This is a genomic window from Nocardioides koreensis (assembly GCF_039531775.1).
Taxonomy (GTDB): domain Bacteria; phylum Actinomycetota; class Actinomycetes; order Propionibacteriales; family Nocardioidaceae; genus Nocardioides; species Nocardioides koreensis.
On the sequence record NZ_BAAAQR010000002.1, the window covers coordinates 139306 to 159536 of the forward strand.

Annotated in this window: 18 protein-coding genes; 5 read left to right on the forward strand and 13 right to left on the reverse strand. The window is 71.2% G+C overall.

Annotated elements, in window-relative coordinates:
* Positions 1-196: 196 nt before the first annotated feature.
* On the reverse strand, positions 197-658 hold the full coding sequence (locus ABD268_RS04715) for a nucleoside deaminase (RefSeq protein ID WP_344148346.1): 462 nt from the start codon (positions 656-658) through the stop codon (positions 197-199).
* A gap of 5 nt (positions 659-663) precedes the next feature.
* Positions 664-1152 (reverse strand): tRNA adenosine deaminase-associated protein, encoded by a 489-nt coding sequence (locus ABD268_RS04720; protein ID WP_344148349.1) that lies wholly within the window; start codon positions 1150-1152, stop codon positions 664-666.
* Between the two features lie 132 nt (positions 1153-1284).
* On the opposite strand from ABD268_RS04720, the gene upp reads away from it, so the two are divergent.
* Complete coding sequence (gene upp, locus ABD268_RS04725) at positions 1285-1926, forward strand: uracil phosphoribosyltransferase (protein WP_344148352.1); 642 nt, start codon at positions 1285-1287, stop codon at positions 1924-1926.
* A 10-nt stretch (positions 1927-1936) separates the two neighbouring features.
* On the opposite strand, the gene ABD268_RS04730 is transcribed toward upp, so the two are convergent.
* The 8 genes from ABD268_RS04730 to ABD268_RS04765 form a co-directional block, all read right to left on the reverse strand.
* Positions 1937-2110, reverse strand: coding sequence for a hypothetical protein (locus tag ABD268_RS04730; protein WP_344148355.1), 174 nt, complete (start codon positions 2108-2110; stop codon positions 1937-1939).
* Positions 2111-2162: 52 nt separating this feature from the next.
* The gene (locus ABD268_RS04735) at positions 2163-3575 is read right to left on the reverse strand and encodes an NAD(P)(+) transhydrogenase (Re/Si-specific) subunit beta (RefSeq protein ID WP_344148358.1); all 1413 of its coding nucleotides are present in this window, start codon (positions 3573-3575) and stop codon (positions 2163-2165) included.
* Positions 3575-3883 carry an NAD(P) transhydrogenase subunit alpha part 2 gene (locus ABD268_RS04740; protein ID WP_344148361.1) on the reverse strand — a complete coding sequence of 103 codons (309 nt, stop codon included), beginning with the start codon at positions 3881-3883 and terminating at the stop codon, positions 3575-3577. The genes ABD268_RS04735 and ABD268_RS04740 overlap by 1 nt, the downstream gene beginning before the upstream one ends.
* Positions 3880-5022 (reverse strand): NAD(P) transhydrogenase subunit alpha, encoded by a 1143-nt coding sequence (locus ABD268_RS04745; RefSeq protein WP_344148364.1) that lies wholly within the window; start codon positions 5020-5022, stop codon positions 3880-3882. The genes ABD268_RS04740 and ABD268_RS04745 overlap by 4 nt, the downstream gene beginning before the upstream one ends.
* Positions 5023-5112: 90 nt before the next feature.
* Positions 5113-5673 (reverse strand): RNA 2',3'-cyclic phosphodiesterase, encoded by a 561-nt coding sequence (gene thpR / locus ABD268_RS04750; RefSeq protein ID WP_344149184.1) that lies wholly within the window; start codon positions 5671-5673, stop codon positions 5113-5115.
* Positions 5674-5750: 77 nt separating this feature from the next.
* Positions 5751-6650, reverse strand: coding sequence for a sugar ABC transporter permease (locus ABD268_RS04755; protein ID WP_344148367.1), 900 nt, complete (start codon positions 6648-6650; stop codon positions 5751-5753).
* Complete coding sequence (locus tag ABD268_RS04760) at positions 6650-7681, reverse strand: carbohydrate ABC transporter permease (protein WP_344148370.1); 1032 nt, start codon at positions 7679-7681, stop codon at positions 6650-6652. Before ABD268_RS04760 ends, ABD268_RS04755 begins: the two co-directional genes overlap by 1 nt.
* 115 nt (positions 7682-7796) lie before the next feature.
* The gene (locus ABD268_RS04765; protein WP_344148373.1) at positions 7797-9107 is read right to left on the reverse strand and encodes an extracellular solute-binding protein; all 1311 of its coding nucleotides are present in this window, start codon (positions 9105-9107) and stop codon (positions 7797-7799) included.
* A gap of 104 nt (positions 9108-9211) precedes the next feature.
* On the opposite strand from ABD268_RS04765, the gene ABD268_RS04770 reads away from it, so the two are divergent.
* Positions 9212-10225 (forward strand): LacI family DNA-binding transcriptional regulator, encoded by a 1014-nt coding sequence (locus ABD268_RS04770; protein ID WP_344148376.1) that lies wholly within the window; start codon positions 9212-9214, stop codon positions 10223-10225.
* 9 nt (positions 10226-10234) lie between these two features.
* Here the strand turns inward: ABD268_RS04770 and ABD268_RS04775 are convergent, their stop codons facing one another.
* From ABD268_RS04775 to ABD268_RS04785, 3 genes are all read right to left on the reverse strand, one after another.
* Positions 10235-10975, reverse strand: a complete 741-nt coding sequence (locus tag ABD268_RS04775) for a VIT1/CCC1 transporter family protein (protein WP_344148379.1) — start codon at positions 10973-10975, stop codon at positions 10235-10237.
* A gap of 103 nt (positions 10976-11078) precedes the next feature.
* Positions 11079-12224 (reverse strand): acyl-CoA dehydrogenase family protein, encoded by a 1146-nt coding sequence (locus ABD268_RS04780; protein ID WP_344148382.1) that lies wholly within the window; start codon positions 12222-12224, stop codon positions 11079-11081.
* Between the two features lie 32 nt (positions 12225-12256).
* Positions 12257-13720, reverse strand: coding sequence for an MDR family MFS transporter (locus ABD268_RS04785; protein ID WP_344148384.1), 1464 nt, complete (start codon positions 13718-13720; stop codon positions 12257-12259).
* A gap of 155 nt (positions 13721-13875) precedes the next feature.
* Here ABD268_RS04785 and glgX point away from each other — a divergent pair, with 155 nt between their 5' ends.
* The 3 genes from glgX to treZ are packed head-to-tail and all read left to right on the forward strand — an operon-like array spanning position 13876 to position 20230.
* Positions 13876-16032: a glycogen debranching protein GlgX gene (gene glgX, locus ABD268_RS04790; RefSeq protein ID WP_344148387.1), complete on the forward strand. Its 2157-nt coding sequence runs from the start codon at positions 13876-13878 to the stop codon at positions 16030-16032.
* A gap of 8 nt (positions 16033-16040) precedes the next feature.
* On the forward strand, positions 16041-18410 hold the full coding sequence (gene treY, locus ABD268_RS04795; protein WP_344148390.1) for a malto-oligosyltrehalose synthase: 2370 nt from the start codon (positions 16041-16043) through the stop codon (positions 18408-18410).
* Complete coding sequence (gene treZ, locus ABD268_RS04800; RefSeq protein ID WP_344148393.1) at positions 18410-20230, forward strand: malto-oligosyltrehalose trehalohydrolase; 1821 nt, start codon at positions 18410-18412, stop codon at positions 20228-20230. The genes treY and treZ overlap by 1 nt, the downstream gene beginning before the upstream one ends.
* The last annotated feature ends 1 nt before the right edge of the window (position 20231 follow it).

A 20231-nucleotide genomic window follows, 5' to 3' on the forward strand; every position in this document is an offset into this window, starting at 1 on the left:
GCCTCGGCATCGGGGAGGATCGGGGCCCGAGCGGACGGAGGCCCGAGCGTGTTCTACATCCTGATCTTCGCGGGTCTGGCGATCCTGCTCGTGGTCGCGGTGCTGACCCGGAACGCACGCGCGCGAGCCGCGGACCGACGCAGGCCGCGCTGACCCGGCCGGAGGGGTGGCCCGCGGCGGTTCACGCCTGGCGGCCTCAACGCTGAGCCGCGAAGAACTCGTCCAGCAGGGCGGCCGACTCGTCGGCGAGCACGCCGGCCACCACCTCCGGGCGGTGGTTGAGCCGCCGGTCGCGGACCACGTCCCAGAGCGAGCCGACCGCCCCCGCCTTGGGGTCGAAGGCCCCGAAGACGACCCGGTCCACGCGGGCCAGCACGGCCGCCCCCGCGCACATGGTGCACGGCTCGAGCGTGACGACCAGGGTGCAGCCCTCGAGCCGCCACTCGCCGCGGGCCTTCGCCGCCTCGCGGAGGGCGACGACCTCGGCATGGCCCGTCGGGTCGCTCTCCGCCTCGCGGACGTTGCGGCCGCGGCCGATCACGGTCCCGGCCGGGTCGAGGACGACGGCCCCGATCGGCACGTCACCGGTGGCCAGCGCGGCGCGCGCCTCGGCGAGCGCGGCGAGCATCGGCTCGCGCCACACGGCGTACGGGGTCATCGGCCTCAGGCGTTGGTGGTGAGGCCGACGGCGTCGTCGAAGAGCCGGCCGAACCCGAGGCGACGGGCGACCTCGGAGAGCATCTCGTCGGGATAGAGGTCGAAGTCGTCGATGAGCACCGCCAGGTCCATGGCGTGCATGCCGAGGTCGCCGAGCAGGTCCAGGTCGCCGGCCGGCACCTGGTCGTCCTCCTCCTCGACGTCGGGGAGGGCCAGGAAGTCCACGACCGACCGGGCCAGCTCCCACTCGTCGGCGGCGGTGATGTCGGACAGCAGGACGCGGGTGCTGGCGCCGGCCACGCGCACGATGATGAAGAAGTCCTCGTCGATGGCGACCATCCCGACCGCGCCGCCGTCACCGGGGAAGCGCCGCAGGGCATGGGAGAGCGTGTGGAGGTCCTCGAGGACGTCGTGGGCGAGCTCCTGCACCTGCCAGTCGCCTTCCTCCCGGTAGGCGGCCAGCGCGAAGTCGACTGCGTCGCTCTGGTCGGCCATGTCATCCTCCGATCAAGCCGTCCGGCACCCTGGGCGTTGTTCAGCCTGACAGACGACAGCGGCGGCGGCCAACCCCCTTTCGGCCCATTCCCGGCGTGTCCTGTTGCCGGGGGTCCCACTAGGGTTTGCGCCATGCGCACCCACGTCGTCGACCACCCGCTCGTCGCCCACAAGCTCACCGTCCTGCGGGACGAGACGACGGACTCCCCGACCTTCCGCCGCCTCGCCGACGAGCTGGTGACGTTGCTGGCCTACGAGGCCACCCGCGACGTGCGGGTCGAGGACGTCGACATCGTCACTCCCGTCGCCCCCACCACCGGGACCCGGCTGGCCACCCCGAAGCCGCTGGTGGTGCCGATCCTGCGGGCCGGTCTCGGCATGCTGGACGGGATGATGCGGCTGCTGCCGACCGCCGAGGTCGGCTTCCTCGGCATGGTCCGCAACGAGGAGACGCTGGAGGCCTCGACGTACGCCGAGCGGCTGCCGGAGGACCTGTCCGGCCGGCAGTGCTACGTGCTGGACCCGATGCTGGCCACCGGCGGCACCCTGGCCGCGGCGATCAAGTTCCTCACCGACCGGGGCGCCGACCACATCACCGCGATCTGCCTGCTGGCCGCCCCCGAGGGCTGCTCGCGCCTCGAGCAGGACCTCTCCGGGCTGGACGTGCCGGTGACCGTGGTGACCGCCGCCATGGACGAGAAGCTCAACGAGAAGGGCTACATCGTCCCGGGCCTCGGCGACGCCGGCGACCGGCTGTACGGCGTCGCGGGGTGACCCGTCCGGACTAGCCCGGGAAGATCTGCACCGTCCCGGTCGCGACCAGGACCAGCAGCAGGAGCACCAGCAGCCCGAGGACGGCGTACGTCCACTCCTTGCCGACCCGGCTCTCCTCGGACTCGGGCGCGTCGTACCGGTGTCCGTCGGGGCGCCCCAGGCGGCCCTCTTCCTCGTCAGGCATGACCCTTCAACGACCGAGCGGCCGATTCGTCACCGGGACCGGGCCGCCCCGCTCACAGGCTCTTGATCGAGTTGAGCAGCTTGCCCAGCGACTCCTTGGCGTCCCCGAAGAGCAGCGTGGTCTTCGGGTCGAAGAGCAGCTCGTTCTCGATCCCGGCGAACCCGGGCCGCATCGAGCGCTTCATGAACACGATCTGCTTCGCCTCGTCGGCGTTGAGGATCGGCATGCCGTAGATCGGCGCGCCCGGCGTGGTCTTCGCGGCCGGGTTGACCACGTCGTTGGCGCCGACAACGAGGACGACGTCGGTGTTCTTGAACTCGCCGTTGATCTCGTCCATCTCCACCAGCTGCTCGTAGGGCACCTGGGCCTCGGCGAGCAGCACGTTCATGTGTCCGGGCATCCGGCCCGCGACCGGGTGGATGGCGTAGTCGACCTTGGTGCCGCGCTCGCCGAGCACGTCGACGAGCTCGCGCAGCGTGTGCTGGGCCTGGGCCACCGCGAGCCCGTAGCCGGGCACGATGATCACGCGGTCGGCGTACCCGAGCAGGATCGCGACGTCCTCGGGCCCGGCCGACTTCACCGGCCGGTCGCTGGCCTCGCCGCCGCCGAGGGTCGAGCCGCCCTTGAGGGCGCCGAACATGATGTTCCCGACCGACCGGCCCATGGCGCGCGCCATCAGCAGGGTCAGGAACGTGCCCGAGGCCCCGACCAGGGTGCCGCCCACCAGCAGCAGCGTGTTGGACAGGACGTAGCCGCCGGCCGCCACGGTGAGACCGGTGAACGCGTTGAGCAGCGAGATCACGATCGGTACGTCGGCGCCGCCGACCGGCAGCACCAGGAGCACGCCGAAGACCAGCCCGACCAGGCACAGCGCGATGCCGATCCCGATGGCCGCGTCGGTGACGGTGAGGACCGACAGGCCGACGCCGCCCAGCAGCATCAGCCCGAACGCCACCGGCAGCCCGGCGAAGACCACCGGCCGTGAGGTCATCAGCTCCTGGAGCTTGGCGAAGGTGATCAGCGAGCCGGCGAAGGAGACCGAGCCGACGAAGATCGTGAACGCGGTGGCGGCGTAGACGAACCAGCCGTACGCGTCGACGTCCGCCCCCAGCGCGTCGAGGGCGTCCTGGACCTCGAGCATGTGGTTGAGCTCAAGCAGCGCCACCAGGGCAGCCGCGCCGCCGCCCACGCCGTTGAACAGCGCCACCATCTGCGGCATCTGGGTCATCTGCACCTTGCGGGCCCCGAACACCCCGCCGGCGGTGCCGACCGCGATCGCGCCGATCATCAGCGGCACGTGGTCAAGGTGGTCGACGTAGATGAAGGGCAGCACGCAGCCGACGACGGCCGCGGCCGCCCCGACGAGGTTGCCGCGCCGCGCGGTCCTCGGACCGGAGAGGCCCTTGAGCGCGAGGATGAACCCGATCGCGCAGAGCAGGTAGACGACCTGGACCCACGTGGGCATCAGCGCGCCCCCTCGTTCTTCGGCGCCGGCTTCTTGCGCGTGAACATCTGGAGCATCCGGTCGGTGACCACGAAGCCGCCGACCATGTTCACGGTCGCCAGCACGATGGCCACCAGCCCGACCACCAGCGCGAGGGTGGAGTCGGTGGCGCCGGTCACCAGGATGGCGCCGAGCAGGATGATGCCGTGGATCGCGTTGGCGCCGGACATCAGCGGCGTGTGCAGGGTGGAGGAGACCTTGGAGATCACCTCGATGCCCACGAACACGCTGAGGATGAAGATCGTCAGCCAGACGACACCTTCGTTCATGCCTGCTCTCCTTCGATGGCCGCCCGGGTCGGTTCGTGTCGGATCACGCCGTCGTGGGTCACGCACGAGCCCGCGACGATCTCGTCCTCGAAGTCGGGGGCGAACAACGCCGCCCCCTCCTCGGTGGTCTGTGTCATCAGGGTGACGAGGTTGACGACGTTCTGGGCGTAGAGCCTGGACGCCGGGCCGGGCATCTGGCTCGGCACGTTCCGCCCGCCCCACACCTGCGCGTTCCCGATCCGGACGACCTCGCCCGCCTCGGAGCCCTCGACGTTGCCGCCGGACTCCGCGGCCAGGTCGACGACCACCGAGCCGGGTCGCATCTCCTCGACCATCGCGCGGGTCACCAGCATCGGCGCCTGCCGGCCGGGGACCGCGGCGGTGGTGATCAGCGCGTCCGCGTCCGCGATGTACGGCGTCAGCAGGTCGCGCTGCCGGGCGGCCCGGTCCTCGGTCATCTCCCGGGCGTAGCCGCCGGCCCCCTCGAGCGTCTCGAGCTCGAGGTCGATCGACTGCGCGCCCATGGAGCGGATCTCCTCGGCGGCGGCCGCGCGGACGTCGTACGCCTTGACGACGGCGCCGAGCCGCTTGGCGGTGGCGATCGCCTGCAGGCCCGCGACACCCGCACCCAGCACCACGACCTCGGCAGGAGGCACGGTGCCGGCGGCGGTCATGTTCAGCGGGAAGAAGCGGCGCAGCATGCCCGCGGCGACGACGGCGCAGCGGTAGCCCGCGACCAGCGCCTGCGAGGACAGGGCGTCCATCGACTGGGCCCGGGAGATGCGGGGCACCAGCTCCATCGCGAACGACGTGAGGCCGCAGTCGCGGAGGTCGGTGACGACCGCCCGCTCCTGCCCCGTCGGCAGGAACGAGATGGTCGCGGTGCCGCGCCGCAGCCGCCGGATCACGTCGGTCCCGAGCGGCTGCACCGACACCACGAGGTCCGCGCTCTCCACGGCGGCCGCATCGACCTCCGCGCCGGCGGCTCGGTAGTCCTCGTCGGTGATCAGCGCGTGTGCACCGGCGTCCGGCTCGACCGTCACGACGTACCCCAGCCCGGTCAGCTTGCCGACCAGCTCGGGCACCATCGCGACACGGGCCTCGCCGTCGCGGGTCTCCCTGGCTACTGCGATCTTCACCCGTCGCAACCTAGGGCAGAAACCGCAGGGCGAACAGGCATCTCACGTTCTCGGCGTGGTGACCGATGCCACGCGCGGCGCCCTCACGGACTATCCGCCGAGCCCGAACTCCTCCATCACCTCGTACCGAGGCCGGCCCCGCGGGCCCTCGCCGAGGTGGGACGCGATCAGGGTGAGCCGGTCGACGGTCCAGGCCGGGCCCGCGTAGACGTCGAGCAGGCGGACCCAGCTCGAGACCTCCTCGGGCCGGCCGAGCCGGGCCAGGGTGAGGTGCGGGCGGAACCGCTTGCCGTCGACCTCGATACCGGTGCGCGAGGCCGCCGCCCGGGCACCGGTGGCCATCCGGTCCATCTCGGTCCGGGCCCGCTCGTCCAGGTCCAGGCCGGCCCACACGACCCGGGCGCGGCCGGCGTTCGGGAACGCGCCGCCGCCGGCCACCCGCGTCTCGAAGGCGGTACGCCGGGCCGCGGCCCGGCCGAGCCGCTCCGCCAGCTCGTCGAGGCGCCGATCCTCCACCGCGGCCAGGAACGCCAGCGTGACGTGGAGCTGCTCCGCGGTGGCCCACCGGAACGCCGCGGCGGAGCGACGGGGCTCGAGGAACTCCTCGAGGTGATCCACCGCCTCCTGCGACGGCACCAGCGCCACGAACATCCGCACGCCCCCATCATGCGTCGACCCGCCGGAGGCGCGGGCCTCGGGCGGGTCGACGTGGGGGGCACGCGGAGCGGTCAGCCCTTCGTGCCGCCCGCGGTCAGGCCGGCGACCAGGTGCCGCTGCGCGAAGAAGAACACCAGCCCGGCCGGGATCGTGATCAGCACGGCTCCGGCGGTCAGGCTCTCCCACTGCGGGTTGAACCGGGGCACGAACTGCTGCAGGCCGGCGCCGAGGGTGAGGTTCTTGTCGGTCTGGATGAACGCGATGGCGTAGGCGACCTCGCCCCACGCGGTGAGGAAGGTGTAGAACGCCGTGACCGCGAGCCCGGGGCGGGCCAGCGGGAGGATCACCCGCCAGAACGTGCCGAAGGGGCTCAACCCGTCGAGCGAGGCGGCCTCGTCGAGCTCCTTGGGGATGGTGTCGAAGTAGCCGCGCATCATCCAGGCGCAGAACGGCACCGCCACCGTGCAGTAGGCGATGACCAGCGAGGCCTTGGTGTCGATCAGGTCGAGCTTGGCCATGATCGTGTAGATCGGCACGATCAGGATCGCCACGGGGAACATCTGGGTGAGCAGGAAGACCCACATCAGCCCGCGCTTGCCGGGGAAGTTGAACCGGCTCAGCGCGTAGCCCGCGGTCGCCGACATCGAGATGCCGATCAGCATCGTGAACGCCGCCACGACGATCGAGTTCAGGAACCAGCGCGGGAAGTTCGTGTCGAACAGCACGTGCGAGTAGTTGTGCAGCGACGGGTGGTTGAACAGCTCGATGTCCGTGCTCTGGATGGCGTACGCCGGCTTCAGCGAGCTGAGCAGCACCCAGATCACCGGGAACAGCGCGATGAAGACGGCCACCAGCAGCGTCCCGTGCAGCAGCACCGATGCCAGGACGCTGCGCTGGCGGCGCGGCTTGGGGGGCCGGTCGGTCGAGAGGTCGGCGACGACCTCACCGGTGCCGATCGTGGAGATCGCCATCAGAACACCTCTCCCTGCTTGCGCAGCGCGCGTCGGTAGAACGATGCGTAGACCATGAGCAGCGACAGGATCATCACGCCGTACGTCGCGGCCAGCGAGTAGTTGCGCACTCCCTCGAACGCCGCCCGGAACGCGCCGGTCACCAGGATCTCGGTCTCGCCGGCGGGCTGGCCACCGGTCACGAAGTAGATGATCGGGAACATGTTGAAGGTCCAGATCGTGCCGAGCAGGATCACCGTCGAGCTGACCGGGCGAAGTCCGGGCAGCGTGATGTTGCGGAACCGCTGCCACGGCGAGGCACCGTCGATCGACGCGGCCTCGTAGAGGTCCTGGTTGATCGACTGCAGGCCGCCGAGCAGGGCCACCATCATGAACGGCACGCCGAGCCAGACGTTGGTGACGATGGCGGCGAACATCGCGGTCCAGCGGTGGTTGAACCACTCGACGCCGTTCATGCCGAGGTGCTCGAGGGTGGAGTTGATCAGGCCGAACTTGGGGTTGAACAGGAACTTCCAGGCGAACGCGCTGACGAACGCCGGCACCGCCCAGGGCACGATCAGCAGCACCCGGTAGAGACTTCGGCCCCGGAAGTTGCGGTTGAGCATCACCGCCAGGCCCAGGCCGATCGTGAAGTGGAAGAACACGCAGGCGATGGTCCACACGATGGTGTTGGTGAACTGCATCCAGAAGCGGCCGCGCTCACCGGTGAGGACGTCGGTGTAGTTCTTCAGCCCGACGAACTTCGCCTTGTCGGGGTTCGGCTCGCACTCAGTGCCGCCGCCGAGGGTCTTGGTGCAGATGGTGTCGCGCTGGTTGCCCTCGTTGAGGTCGGTGAACGACTGGTAGATCCCCTGGACCAGGGGCGCGAGCACCAGTGCGCCGAGGACGACCACGGTGGGCAGCACCATCGCCCAGGCGTACCAGTGCTTGTCGAAGCTGGCGCGCAGCCGGCCGGGCCCCCGGTCGCCTCCGCCACGGTCGGGCTGGGGCTCGGGGCGGGCGGGTGCGGCGGTGACGTCGGTGGTGGACATCGGGCCTCCAGGGGACTGCCGGGGTGAGACGAGCGAGCGCAGCGTACGTGCCGCGCGGGGCCGCCGGCCGCGGGGCCCGACCAGGTGGCCGGGCCCCGCGAACCGACGAGGCGGGTCACTCCGCGGAGTAGTCCGGGACGACGTCGCTCTTGTACTGCTTGGCGGTGGTGTCGAGGGCCGACTGCGGGTCCTCGCCCTGGACCATCACCTTGGTGGCCATCTCGTCGAGCGGACCGAAGAACAGGCCACCCTCGGGGATCCACGGGCGGGCCTTGGCCACGTCGAGCGCCGACTTCCAGGCGGTGACCTTCTCGTTGTCCGAGACCAGGTCGTAGGCGTCGGCGTTGCCCGGCAGCAGGCCGAGCTTGTCGGCGATGAACGCCTCGGACTCGGCGGAGCTCATGAACTTCACGAACGCGATCGCGGCGTCGGCCTTGTTCTCGTCCATGCCGGAGTAGATCACGTAGTTGTGGCCACCGACCGGGGCGCCGGCACCGGCCGAGCCCGCGGGGACCGGGGCGATGCCGAGGTTCTCGAAGCCGCCGAAGCTCGGGTCGGCGGAGATGTTCGCGACCTCCCAGGGACCGTTCATGATCATGCCGACCTTGCCGGCCTTGAACAGCGTCATCATGGTGCCGTAGGAGTCGTTCGCGTCCGGCTTGGCAGCCGCGCCGCTCTTGACCATGTCCTGGGCGATCTTGATGCCGGCGACGTTGGCGTCGCTGTTCACCATGATCTTCTGGGCGTCGGTGTCGACCAGGTCGCCACCCTCGCCGTACATGAACGGCAGCATGAAGTAGCCCGCGGCGTTCAGGTAGATGCCGTCGACGCCGGCCTTCTCCTTGAGCAGCTTGGCGTCCTCGGTGACCTCGTCCCACGTGGTGGGGGCGGACTCGATGCCGGCCTTGGCGAAGAGCTTCTTGTTGTACATCAGGCCGAGGGTGTCGGTGACCTGCGGGACGCCGTAGGTCTTGCCGTCGTACACGTCGCTCGACAGCGGGGTCTCGAGGAAGTTGTTGTCCTCGAGCAGCGGGGTGCCGTCGAGGGCGTACAGGTAGCCCAGCGAGGCGAACTCGGGGACCCAGGCGACCTCGGCGCGCAGGATGTCAGGAGCACCGGAGCCGGACTCGGCCGCGGTCTTGAACTTGTTCTGCGCCTGGTCGAAGGGGACCGACTGGTAGTTGACCTTGACGTTCGGGTACTGCTCGTTGAACTTCTGGATCAGCTCCTTGAACGCCGGGCCCTCGTTCGTCGGGTCCGAGGTGTCCCACCAGGTCAGCTCGGCCTTGAGGCTGGCCGGGTCGACGCTCTCGGTGGATCCCGAGGGCTTGTTCGAGGACGTCTTCTCGCCGTCCGAGCCGCCACAGGCAGCCAGGACAAGGGCGAGCGCGGCGGTGCCGGCGACTGCAGGCAGGGTGCGGCGCATGGGTGCTCCTTGATGTTTGTGATGCGGGCCACGGGAGGCTAGCAAGTTCCTTGCAAGAATTGAAAGTCCTTGCAGAAAAGTTGCAAACCGGCTTTCATACGCCCGTGGCAACCCTGGCCGACATCGCCGCCGAGGCGGGCGTGAGCGAAGCGACCGTGAGTCGCGTCCTCAACGACAAACCGGGCGTCAGCGACGGCTCCCGCCAGTCGGTCCTGGTCGCCCTCGACCTGCTCGGCTACGAGCGTCCGACCCGCCTGCGCCGCCGCAGCGCGGGCCTGGTCGGGGTCGTGGTCCCGGAGCTGGAGAACCCGATCTTCCCGGCCTTCGCCCAGGTCATCGACGACGCGCTCTCCAGCCGCCGCTACACCCCGGTGCTGTGCACCCAGTCGCCCGGCGGGATCTCCGAGGACGAGTACGTCGAGTCGCTGCTGGACCACGGCGTCGCCGGCATCCTCTTCGTGTCCGGACGGCACGCGGACCGGGCGGCCGACCATGAGCGCTACCGCGCCCTCATCGACCGCGGGCTGCCCGTGGTCTTCGTCAACGGCTACGCCCCGGAGCTCGACGCGCCGTTCCTCTCCACCGACGACCACGAGGCGATGACGCTCGCGGTCTCCCACCTCGTCCAGCTCGGCCACACGCGGATCGGGCTGGCCACCGGGCCGAACCGGTACGTGCCGGCGTTGCGCAAGAGCGAGGGGTTCGTGGCCGCGCTCGGGCGCTCGCTGGGCACCTCGCCCGAGGAGGCCCGGGGCTGGATCGAGGAGGCGCTCTACACCCTCGAGGGTGGCGCCGCGGCCACCAGGAGGCTGCTGGACCGCGGCGCGACCGCGATCGTCTGCGGCTCGGACCCGATGGCGCTCGGCGCCGTACGGGCCGTCCGCGGGGCGGGTCGCCGGGTGCCGGACGACGTGTCGGTGATCGGGTTCGACGACTCGCGCCTGACCCAGTTCTTCGACCCGCCGCTCACGACGGTCCGGCAGCCCGTGCAGACCATGGGCCTGGCCGCCGTCGACGCGCTCGTCAACGCCATGGAGGGCGAGCCCAGCCCGTCGCACGAGTACCTCTTCCGCCCCGAGCTGGTGCTCCGCTCCTCCACCGGGCGCGCGCCCGGCTGAGGCCTCCGGTCAGCCGATCTGGGTGCCGATCGCGGCACCGATCGCATAGGTGACGACCATCGCGAACAACCCGCCACCGACGTTCCTGAGCACGGCCTTCTTCGCCGGCCCGTAGCCGAACTTCGCGCTCACCCAGCCGGTCACGGCCAGGGCGAGCACGACCGCGAGCACGGTGACCGGGACCCGGAACCCGGTCGCCACCAGCACGATCGTCAGCAGCGGCAGCAGCGCGCCCACCGTGAACGCCAGCATCGAGGCCCAGGCGGCGTGCCAGGGGTTGGTCAGGTCGTCGGGGTCGATGTTGAGCTCGGCCTCGGCGTGCGCGCGCAGCGCGTCGTGCTCGGTGAGCTCCTCGGCCACCTGCATCGCGAGCGCCTCGCTCAGCCCCTTGTCGCGGTAGATGCCGGCCAGCTCGGCCAGCTCCTCCTCGGGCTCCTCGACGAGCTCGCGGCGCTCCTTCGCGAGCAGGGCGTGCTCGGAGTCGCGCTGGGTGCTGACCGAGACGTACTCCCCGGCACCCATGCTCAGCGCGCCGGCCGCGAGCCCGGCCACGCCGGCGACGAGGATCGCGGTCCGGTCCGTGGTCGCCCCCGCGACACCGACCACCAGGCCGGCCGTCGACACGATGCCGTCGTTCGCGCCCAGCACGCCGGCCCGCAGCCAGTTCAGGCGGTTGCTGATGCCACCCTCGTGGGGCTCGTCCTCGTGGGGTCCGGCGGGCAGTGCGACATCGCTGGCGTCGGTGGTCATGTTTCCGATCGTTCTCGGGCGGAGGTGCTCGCGCAAGGAAGGCAAGCCTGTGCTCAGTGGGGCGGCACTTTCCCCGGTCAGCCGGGGAAAGTGCCCCGCCCTCTCACAGCCCCAGGTCGCGGCCGATGAGCATCTTCATGATCTCGTTCGAGCCGGCCCAGATCTTGGTGACGCGGGCGTCGCGCCAGGCGCGGGCCACGCGGTACTCGTTCATGTACCCGTAGCCGCCGTGCAGCTGCACGCAGTGGTCGAGCACGTCGTTCTGCACCTGGGAGGTCCACCACTTCGCCTTCGCGGCGTCGACCGGGGTCAGCTCACCGCGGGTGTGCTTCATGATGCACAGGTCGACGAAGGCCTGGGTCACCTCGACCTGCGTGACGAGCTCGGCCAGCAGGAACTGGTTGTGCTGGAAGTTGCCGATCGGCTGGCCGAAGGCCTTGCGGTCCTTGGCGTACTGCACCGTCTCGTCGAGGATCTGCGCGGCGTGCGCGAGGTTGGTGATCGCCGAGCCGAGCCGCTCCTGGGGCAGGAACTGCATCATCGAGATGAAGCCGGTGTCGAGCTCACCGATCAGGTCGTCGTTGCTGACCCGCACGTCCTCGAACGCGAGCTCCGCGGTGTCGGACTCGTCCTGGCCGACCTTGTCGAGGACCCGACCGACCGAGAAGCCCGGCTTGTCGGTCTCGACGCCGAACAGCGAGATGCCCTTGGCCTTCTTCTCCGGCGAGGTGCGGGCCGCGACCACGATCATGTCGGCGCTGCCGCCGTTGGTGATGAACGTCTTGGACCCGTTGATGACCCAGTCGTCGCCGTCGCGCACCGCGGTGGTCTTCAGGTTGGCGAGGTCGGAGCCGCCGCCGGGCTCGGTCATGCCGATGCCGGTGAGCAGCTCGCCGCTGCAGAACTTCGGCAGCCAGCGCTTCTTCTGCTCGTCGGTGGTGAGGTGCACGAGGTACGGCGCGACGATGTCGGCGTGGATGCCGACGCAGCTCGGCAGCGTCATGTTGACCTTGGCCAGCTCCTCGGTGAGCACCGCGTTGAAGCGGTAGTCGCCTGCCTCGGAGCCGCCGTGCTCCTCGGGGATCTCCAGGCCGAGGAAGCCCTGCGCGCCCGCCGCCAGCCAGAACTCGCGGGTCAGGCCGTGGTTGCCGGCGTAGTCGTCGAGGTGCGGAACGACCTCGCGGTCCAGGAACTCCTTGACGGACGCCCGGAAGGCCTCGTGGTCCTCGTCGTAGATCTCGCGCTTCATGCGCTCGATACTACTGCCGGGTAGCCAACCGGTCAGGAGTGATCGGACGAGGGCTCCACCACATGCCGCGGCATCAGCAGGCCGGCCGCGAGCAGGGCGACGGCGACCACCGCCGAGGCGACGAAGACGGTGTGCACCGCCGGCTCGAGGACCCCGCGGGGCAGCCGCTCCAGGTCGGGGGTGGCGCCGCCGAGGCGGGCCGCGACCACGGCGTTGGCGATGGCGCCGAAGACCGCGACGCCGACCGAGCTGCCCACCGACCGGGCGAACATGGTCGCGCCGGTGGCCACGCCGCGGAACTGCCAGGTGACCGAGGACTGGGCGGCCACGACCGCCGGGCTGCTCACGAAGCCGAGCCCGATCCCGATCACGAAGCAGGCGGCCGCGAGGTGCCAGACGGTGCTGTCGCCGTCGACGGTGAGCAGGATCCCCGAGCCGAGCACGCCGAAGGCCGCCCCCATCAGCATCGTCGCCCGGAAGCCGACGGTCAGGTAGAACCGGCCGGCGGTCGAGGCGGCGATGGGCCAGCCGATGGTCATCGCCGCCAGCGCGAACCCGGCGACGACCGCCCCGGTGCCGAGCACGCCCTGCGCGAAGAGCGGCACGTACGACGACAGCCCGAGCATCAGCACGCCCACCACGAGCGCGCCGGCGTTCGCCGCGTTGAGCACCCGGTTGCCGAAGACCCAGAGCGGGAGCACCGGCTCGGCGGCCCGGCGCTCCACGAGCACGAACGCGACGAGCAGGACCGCCGCGGCGGCGAAGAGCAGCACGCTGGTCGGCGACGACCAGGCCCAGCGCACCCCGCCCTCGAGCAGCGCGAGCAGCAGCAGCACCCCGCCGGTGGTCAGCAGGGCGGCGCCGGCGTAGTCGATGCGGTGCCGACGGCGCTCCACGGACTCGCGGAAGCTCCGCCACAGCGCCCAGGTGGCGGCGATGCCGATCGGCAGGTTCACGAAGAAGATCCAGCGCCAGGACAGGTAGTCGGCGAAGACACCGCCCAGGGTGGGCCCGACCAGCGAGGAGGCGGCCCACACGCTGGCGATGTAGCCCTGCACCTTCGCCCGCTCGGCGGTCGAGTAGATGTCGCCGACGATCGTCATGCCGACCGGCTGGACCGCGCCGGCGCCGAGGCCCTGGATCGCGCGGAAGGCGATCAGCGCGCCCATCCCCCACGCGATCCCGCACAGCAGCGAGCCGAGCACGAACAGCGCGATGCCGAACAGCATCACCGGCTTGCGGCCGAACAGGTCGGCCAGCTTGCCGTAGATCGGCACCGAGACCGCCTGGGCGAGCAGGTAGACCGAGAACAGCCACGGGAACTGGGTGAACCCGCCGAGGTCGGAGACCACCGCGGGCACGGCGGTGGCCAGGATCGTGGCGTCGATGGCCACCAGCCCGGTGCTCAGCATGACCGCCAGCAGGACCGGGCCACGCTCGCTGCGCAGACCCACGCTGGCGCGGGAGATCGGGGGCGAGGGCGGCGAGACGGTCACATGTGACCCGAACCCCGAACGGCCGAGGATTCATTCCCCGGGCGCCGGGGTACGAGGTGGTCTCACGGACGCGACCCGGCCGACCCGGCCTGTGGTTTGATCGTTCCAATTCGGTCCTCGCCCTCGAGGACCACGAAGTTCCCGGAGGACGCTGCATGGAGACCTGGCCCGGACACGCCTACCCGCTCGGGGCGACGTTCGACGGGAGCGGGACCAACTTCGCCCTCTTCAGCGAGGTCGCCGACCGGGTCGAGCTCTGCCTCTTCGACGAGGAGGGCGCGGAGACCCGGGTCGAGGTGACCGAGGTCGACGCCCACGTCTGGCACTGCTACCTGCCCTCGGTCCAGCCCGGCCAGCGCTACGGCTACCGGGTGCACGGCCCGTGGGACCCCGAGAACGGCCTGCGCTGCAACCCCAACAAGCTGCTCCTGGACCCCTACGCCAAGGCCACCAGCGGCGAGATCGACTGGGACCAGTCGCTGTTCGGCTACACCTTCGGCGACCCCGACTCGCGCAACGACGAGGACTCCGCCGCGCACATGACCCACGGCGTGGTCATCAACCCGTTCTTCGACTGGGAGGGCGACCGCGGCCTCGCGATCCCCTACAACGAGACGGTCATCTACGAGGCCCACGTCAAGGGCCTCACCCAGCTGCACCCCGACGTCCCCGAGGAGCAGCGCGGGACGTACGCCGGGCTCGCGCACCCCGCGGTCACCGAGCACCTCACCAAGCTCGGCGTCACCGCGATCGAGCTGATGCCGGTGCACCAGTTCGTGCAGGACAGCACGCTGCTGGACCAGGGGCTGCGCAACTACTGGGGCTACAACACCCTGGGCTTCTTCGCCCCGCACGCGTCGTACGCCGCCACGGCCGAGCAGGGCCAGCAGGTGCAGGAGTTCAAGTCGATGGTGAAGTCGATGCACGCCGCCGGCATCGAGGTGATCCTCGACGTGGTCTACAACCACACCGCCGAGGGCAACCACCTCGGTCCCACGCTGAGCTTCAAGGGCATCGACAACCCGGCGTACTACCGGCTCGAGGAGAACGACCGCCGCTACTACACCGACTACACCGGCACCGGGAACTCCCTCAACGTCCGGCACCCGCACTCGCTGCAGCTGATCATGGACTCGCTGCGGTACTGGGTGACCGAGATGCACGTCGACGGCTTCCGGTTCGACCTCGCGGCCACCCTCGCCCGGGAGTTCTACGACGTGGACCGGCTGGCGACGTTCTTCGAGCTCGTGCAGCAGGATCCGATCGTCTCGCAGGTCAAGCTGATCGCGGAGCCGTGGGACATCGGCCCCGGCGGCTACCAGGTCGGCAACTTCCCGCCCCAGTGGACCGAGTGGAACGGCGCCTACCGCGACACCGTGCGCGACTTCTGGCGCGGCGAGCCCTCGCTCGGGGAGTTCGCCTCCCGCCTCGCGGGCTCCTCTGACTACTACGAGCACTCCGGCCGCCGCCCGTTCGCGAGCATCAACTTCGTCACCGCGCACGACGGGTTCACGCTGCGCGACCTGGTGTCGTACAACGAGAAGCACAACGACGCCAACGGCGAGGACAACAACGACGGCGAGAGCCACAACCGGTCCTGGAACCACGGCGTCGAGGGGCCCACCGACGACCCGGAGATCCTGGCCGCGCGGGCCCGCGAGCAGCGCAACTTCATCGCCACCCTGCTGCTGAGCCAGGGCGTGCCGATGATCCTGCACGGCGACGAGATGGGCCGGACCCAGGACGGCAACAACAACACCTACGCCCAGGACTCCGAGATCAGCTGGATGCACTGGGACCGGGTGGACACCCCGCTGGTGGAGTTCACCGCCGCGGTCGCGCGGCTGCGCCGGGACCACCCGACGTTCCGCCGCAAGCGGTTCTTCACCGGCACCACCGTGCGCACCGGCGACGGCGAGCGCCTCAACGACATCGTCTGGCTGCACCTCGACGGCCGGCCGATGGAGGACGAGGACTGGGACGGTGGGGCGCAGGCGATCGGCATGTACCTCAACGGGAACGGCATCGCCGGCCTCGACGACCGGGGTCAGCCGATCACCGACGACCACTTCCTGCTCTACTTCAACGCCGACGGGCCGGCCGAGGTGGTCCTGCCCCCCGACGAGTACGCCGCGGCCTGGGACGTCGTCATCGACACCGGTGGTGCCGCCGACGACGAGACCCCGCACGCCGCCGGGGGGAAGCTGCACCTCGAGACGCACAGCGTGCTCGTGCTGCGCCAGCACTCCGCGCCCGAGGCCGAGGTCGACCACTCCGTGGCCGCGTCGGTCGCCCAGGCCCAGCGGGGCTGAGGCCGCAGATGCGCACGCCGACCAGCACCTACCGGTTCCAGATCACCGCGGAGCTCGACCTGTTCGCGGCCGCCCGGCGGCTGGCGTACCTGCGCGAGCTCGGCGTGGACTGGGTCTACCTCTCCCCGCTGCTGGCGGCCGAGCCCGGCAGCGACCACGGGTACGACGTGGTGGCCCACGACCGGATCGACCCCGTCCGCGGCGGCGCCGAGGGGCTGGCGGCGCTGTCGGCCGAGGCCCGCCGGCTCGGGATGGGGGTGCTGGTCGACATCGTGCCGAACCACGTCGGGGTGGCCACGCCCGCGGAGACCGCGTGGTGGTGGGACCTGCTCCGGCTCGGGCAGGACTCGGCGTACGCCGCTGCCTTCGACGTCGACTGGGCGGCCGGTGGCGGCCGCGTGCGGGTGCCCGTGGTCGGCGACGACGACCTGCTGCCCGACGGGCGGATCGGCCACCTCGCGGTGGTCGACGGGGAGCTGCGCTACCACGACAACCGGTTCCCGACCGCGCCCGGGACGGCCGACGACGGCGCGGACGCGGACACCGTCCACGCCCGGCAGCACTACGAGCTGGTGGGCTGGCGGGCCGCCGACGACGGGCTGAACTACCGGCGCTTCTTCGCCGTGAACACCCTCGCCGGCATCCGCGTCGAGGACGCGCAGGTCTTCGAGGAGTCCCACGTCGAGATCCGGCGCTGGTTCGACGAGGGCCTCGTCGACGGCCTCCGGGTCGACCACCCCGACGGCCTCCGGGACCCGAAGGGCTACCTCGACGACCTGGCCCGGCTCACCGGCGGCTCCTACGTGCTGGTCGAGAAGATCCTGGAGCCGGGCGAGGCGCTGCCCTCCTCGTGGGCGACCGCGGGCACCACCGGGTACGACGCCCTCGCCCACATCGACCGGGTGCTCACCGACCCGTCCGGGCAGCCGGCCCTCGACGCGCTCGAGACCCGGCTGCGCGGCGGGCCGGTGGACTGGCACGAGATGATCCACGGCACCAAGCGCGATGTCGCCGACGGGATCCTGCAGTCGGAGGTCCGGCGGATCGTCCGGGAGATCCTTCCGCTGCTCGAGACCTTTCCGGTGGTCGAGAACTTTCCGGTGGTCGAGCCTGTCGAGACCACGGAGGCCGCGCTGTGCGATGCGGTGGCCGAACTCCTCGCCTGCTTCCCGGTCTACCGGTCCTACCTGCCCGACGGGCGCGCGCACCTCGACGCGGCGTTCGCCGCCGCCCGTCGGCGCCGGCCGGACCTCGCCGGCACCCTCGACCTGCTCGAGCCCGTGCTCGGCGATGGCGACGCCGAGCCGGCGAAGCGGTTCCAGCAGACCAGCGGGATGGTGATGGCCAAGGGCGTGGAGGACTGCGCGTTCTACCGCTTCTCCCGGCTCACCTCGCTCAACGAGGTCGGCGGCGACCCGAGCGTCTTCGCGATCACGCCCGCCGAGCTCCACGAGCACCTGGCGGCGCGGCAGGCCGACTGGCCGCACGCCATGACCGCGCTGTCCACCCACGACACCAAGCGCGGCGAGGACGTCCGGGCCCGGATCACCGCGCTGTCCGAGATCCCGCAGGCCTGGGAGTCGGCCCTCGACCAGCTCCAGGAGCTGGCACCGGTGCCCGACCCCGGCTTCGGCAGCCTCCTGTGGCAGGCGGTGCTCGGCGCCTGGCCCGCGAGCCGGGAGCGGCTGCACGCCTACGCCGAGAAGGCGATGCGTGAGGCCGGTGACCACACCACGTGGACCGCGCCCGACACGGCGTACGAGGACGCCGTGCGCGCGGCCGTCGACGCGGCCTACGACGACCCCGGCGTCGGCAAGGTGCTCACCGCGCTGGTCGGCCGGGTCGCCGGCGCCGGCTGGAGCAACGCGCTCGCGGCCAAGCTGCTCGCGCTCACGATGCCCGGCGTGCCGGACGTCTACCAGGGCAGCGAGCTGTGGGAGCAGAGCCTGGTCGACCCGGACAACCGGCGACCGGTCGACTTCGACGACCGCACCGACCGGCTCGGCGCGCTCCGGGAGGGCGCGGCGACCATGCTCACCGACTCCCCGGACGATCCCGGGACCGCCAAGCTCCGGGTCGTGCACGCGGCACTCACGCTGCGCCGGGACCGGCCCGAGCTGTTCACGACGTACGCCGGGCTCGCCGCCGCCGGCGAGGCCGCCGACCACGCGCTCGCCTTCGACCGGGGCGGCGCCGTCACCGTCGTCACCCGGCTGCCGATCGGGCTGGCCGAGCGGGGCGGCTGGGGCGACACCGCCCTCGACCTGCCGGAGGGCCGCTGGGCCGACGCCCTGACCGGGCGCGCGGCCGCGGGCTCGGTGCGGCTGGCGGACCTGCTCGCCGACCTGCCGGTGGCGCTTCTCGTGAAGGGGGACTGATGGTCTCGACAGGCTCGACCACCGGACCAGGCTCGACCACCGGACCAGGCTCGACCACCGGGTCGGGCTCGACCACCCGAGGGCGCTTCGACGTGTGGGCGCCGTACCCGTCCCGGGTCCGGCTGTCCGTGGGCGCTGAGACCCTCGAGATGGCGCGCGGCGCGGACGACTGGTGGTCGCCCGTGGAGCCCGTGCCGGAGGGCGAGGTCGACTACGGCTACCTGATCGACGACGAGGACACGCCGCTGCCCGACCCGCGGTCGCGGCGCCAGCCGGCGGGCGTGCACGAGCGCTCGCGAACCTTCGACGCGACGGCCTTCGCGTGGACCGACCAGTCCTGGACCGGCCGCCAGCTCGCCGGGTCGGTGATCTACGAGCTGCACGTCGGCACGTTCACCCCCGACGGCACCCTCGACGCGGCCCTCGGCCGGCTCGACCACCTGCGCTCCATCGGCGTCGACTTCGTCGAGCTGATGCCGGTCAACGCGGTCAACGGCACCCACAACTGGGGGTACGACGGGGTGCTGTGGTCCGCGGTGCACGAGCCGTACGGCGGCCCCGCGGCGTACCAGCGCTTCGTCGACGGCTGCCACGCGGCCGGCATCGGCGTCATCCAGGACGTGGTCTACAACCACCTCGGCCCGTCCGGGAACTACCTGCCGAAGCTCGGGCCCTACCTGAAGTCGGGGTCGAACACCTGGGGCGACCTGGTGAACCTCGACGGCGAGGGCTCGGCCGAGGTGCGCCGCTACATCCTCGACAACGTGCGGATGTGGCTGGCGGACTTCCACGTCGACGGGCTGCGGCTCGACGCAGTGCACGCGCTGGCCGACGAGTCCGAGGTGCACCTGCTGGAGGAGATGGCGATCGAGGTCGCCGCGCTGTCCGCCCACCAGCGCCGGCCACTGACGCTGGTCGCGGAGTCCGACCTCAACGACCCGCGGCTGATCACGCCGCGGGCGGCCGGCGGCTACGGGCTGGACGCGCAGTGGAGCGACGACTTCCACCACGCCGTGCACGTGGCGCTGACCCGCGAGGTCGAGGGGTACTACGCCGACTTCGAGCCGCTGTCCGCGCTGGCGAAGGTCTGCGAGAAGGGCTTCTTCCACGACGGCACGTTCTCCTCCTTCCGCGACCGCGACCACGGGGTGCCGATCGACACCGCCGCGATGCCGGCCTGGCGGCTGGTCGTGTGCAGCCAGAACCACGACCAGATCGGCAACCGGGCGATCGGGGACCGGATCACCGGTGCGCTCGACGACGACCAGCTCGCCTGCGCCGCGCTGCTGACGCTGGCCGGACCGTTCACGCCGATGCTCTTCCAGGGCGAGGAGTGGGCGAGCTCCTCGCCGTTCCAGTTCTTCACCTCCCACCCCGAGCCGGCGCTCGGGCGCGCGACGGCGGAGGGCCGGATCAAGGAGTTCGAGCGGATGGGCTGGGACCCCGCGGTGGTGCCCGACCCGCAGGACCCCGCGACGTACGAGCGCTCGAAGCTGGACTGGGACGAGCTCGCCCAGGGCCGGCACGCCCGGATGCTCGAGGTCTACCGGCAGCTGGCCGCGCTGCGGCGCAGCCACCCAGAGCTGACCGATCCGTCCTTCGCCTCGGTCGCCTGCACCGCCGACGAGCAGACCCGGCTGTTCCGGATGCGCCGCGGCGACCTCGAGGTCGTCGTGAACTTCGCCGACGACCCGGCCGAGGTCGCCCTCGACGCGCCCGCGTGCCTGCTCTTCGCGACCGGCGACGGCGTCTCCCTCACCGGCGCGCGCCTCTCCCTGGCCCCCCACGCCGGGGCCCTGGTCGCGCCTTCAGAGCGATAGT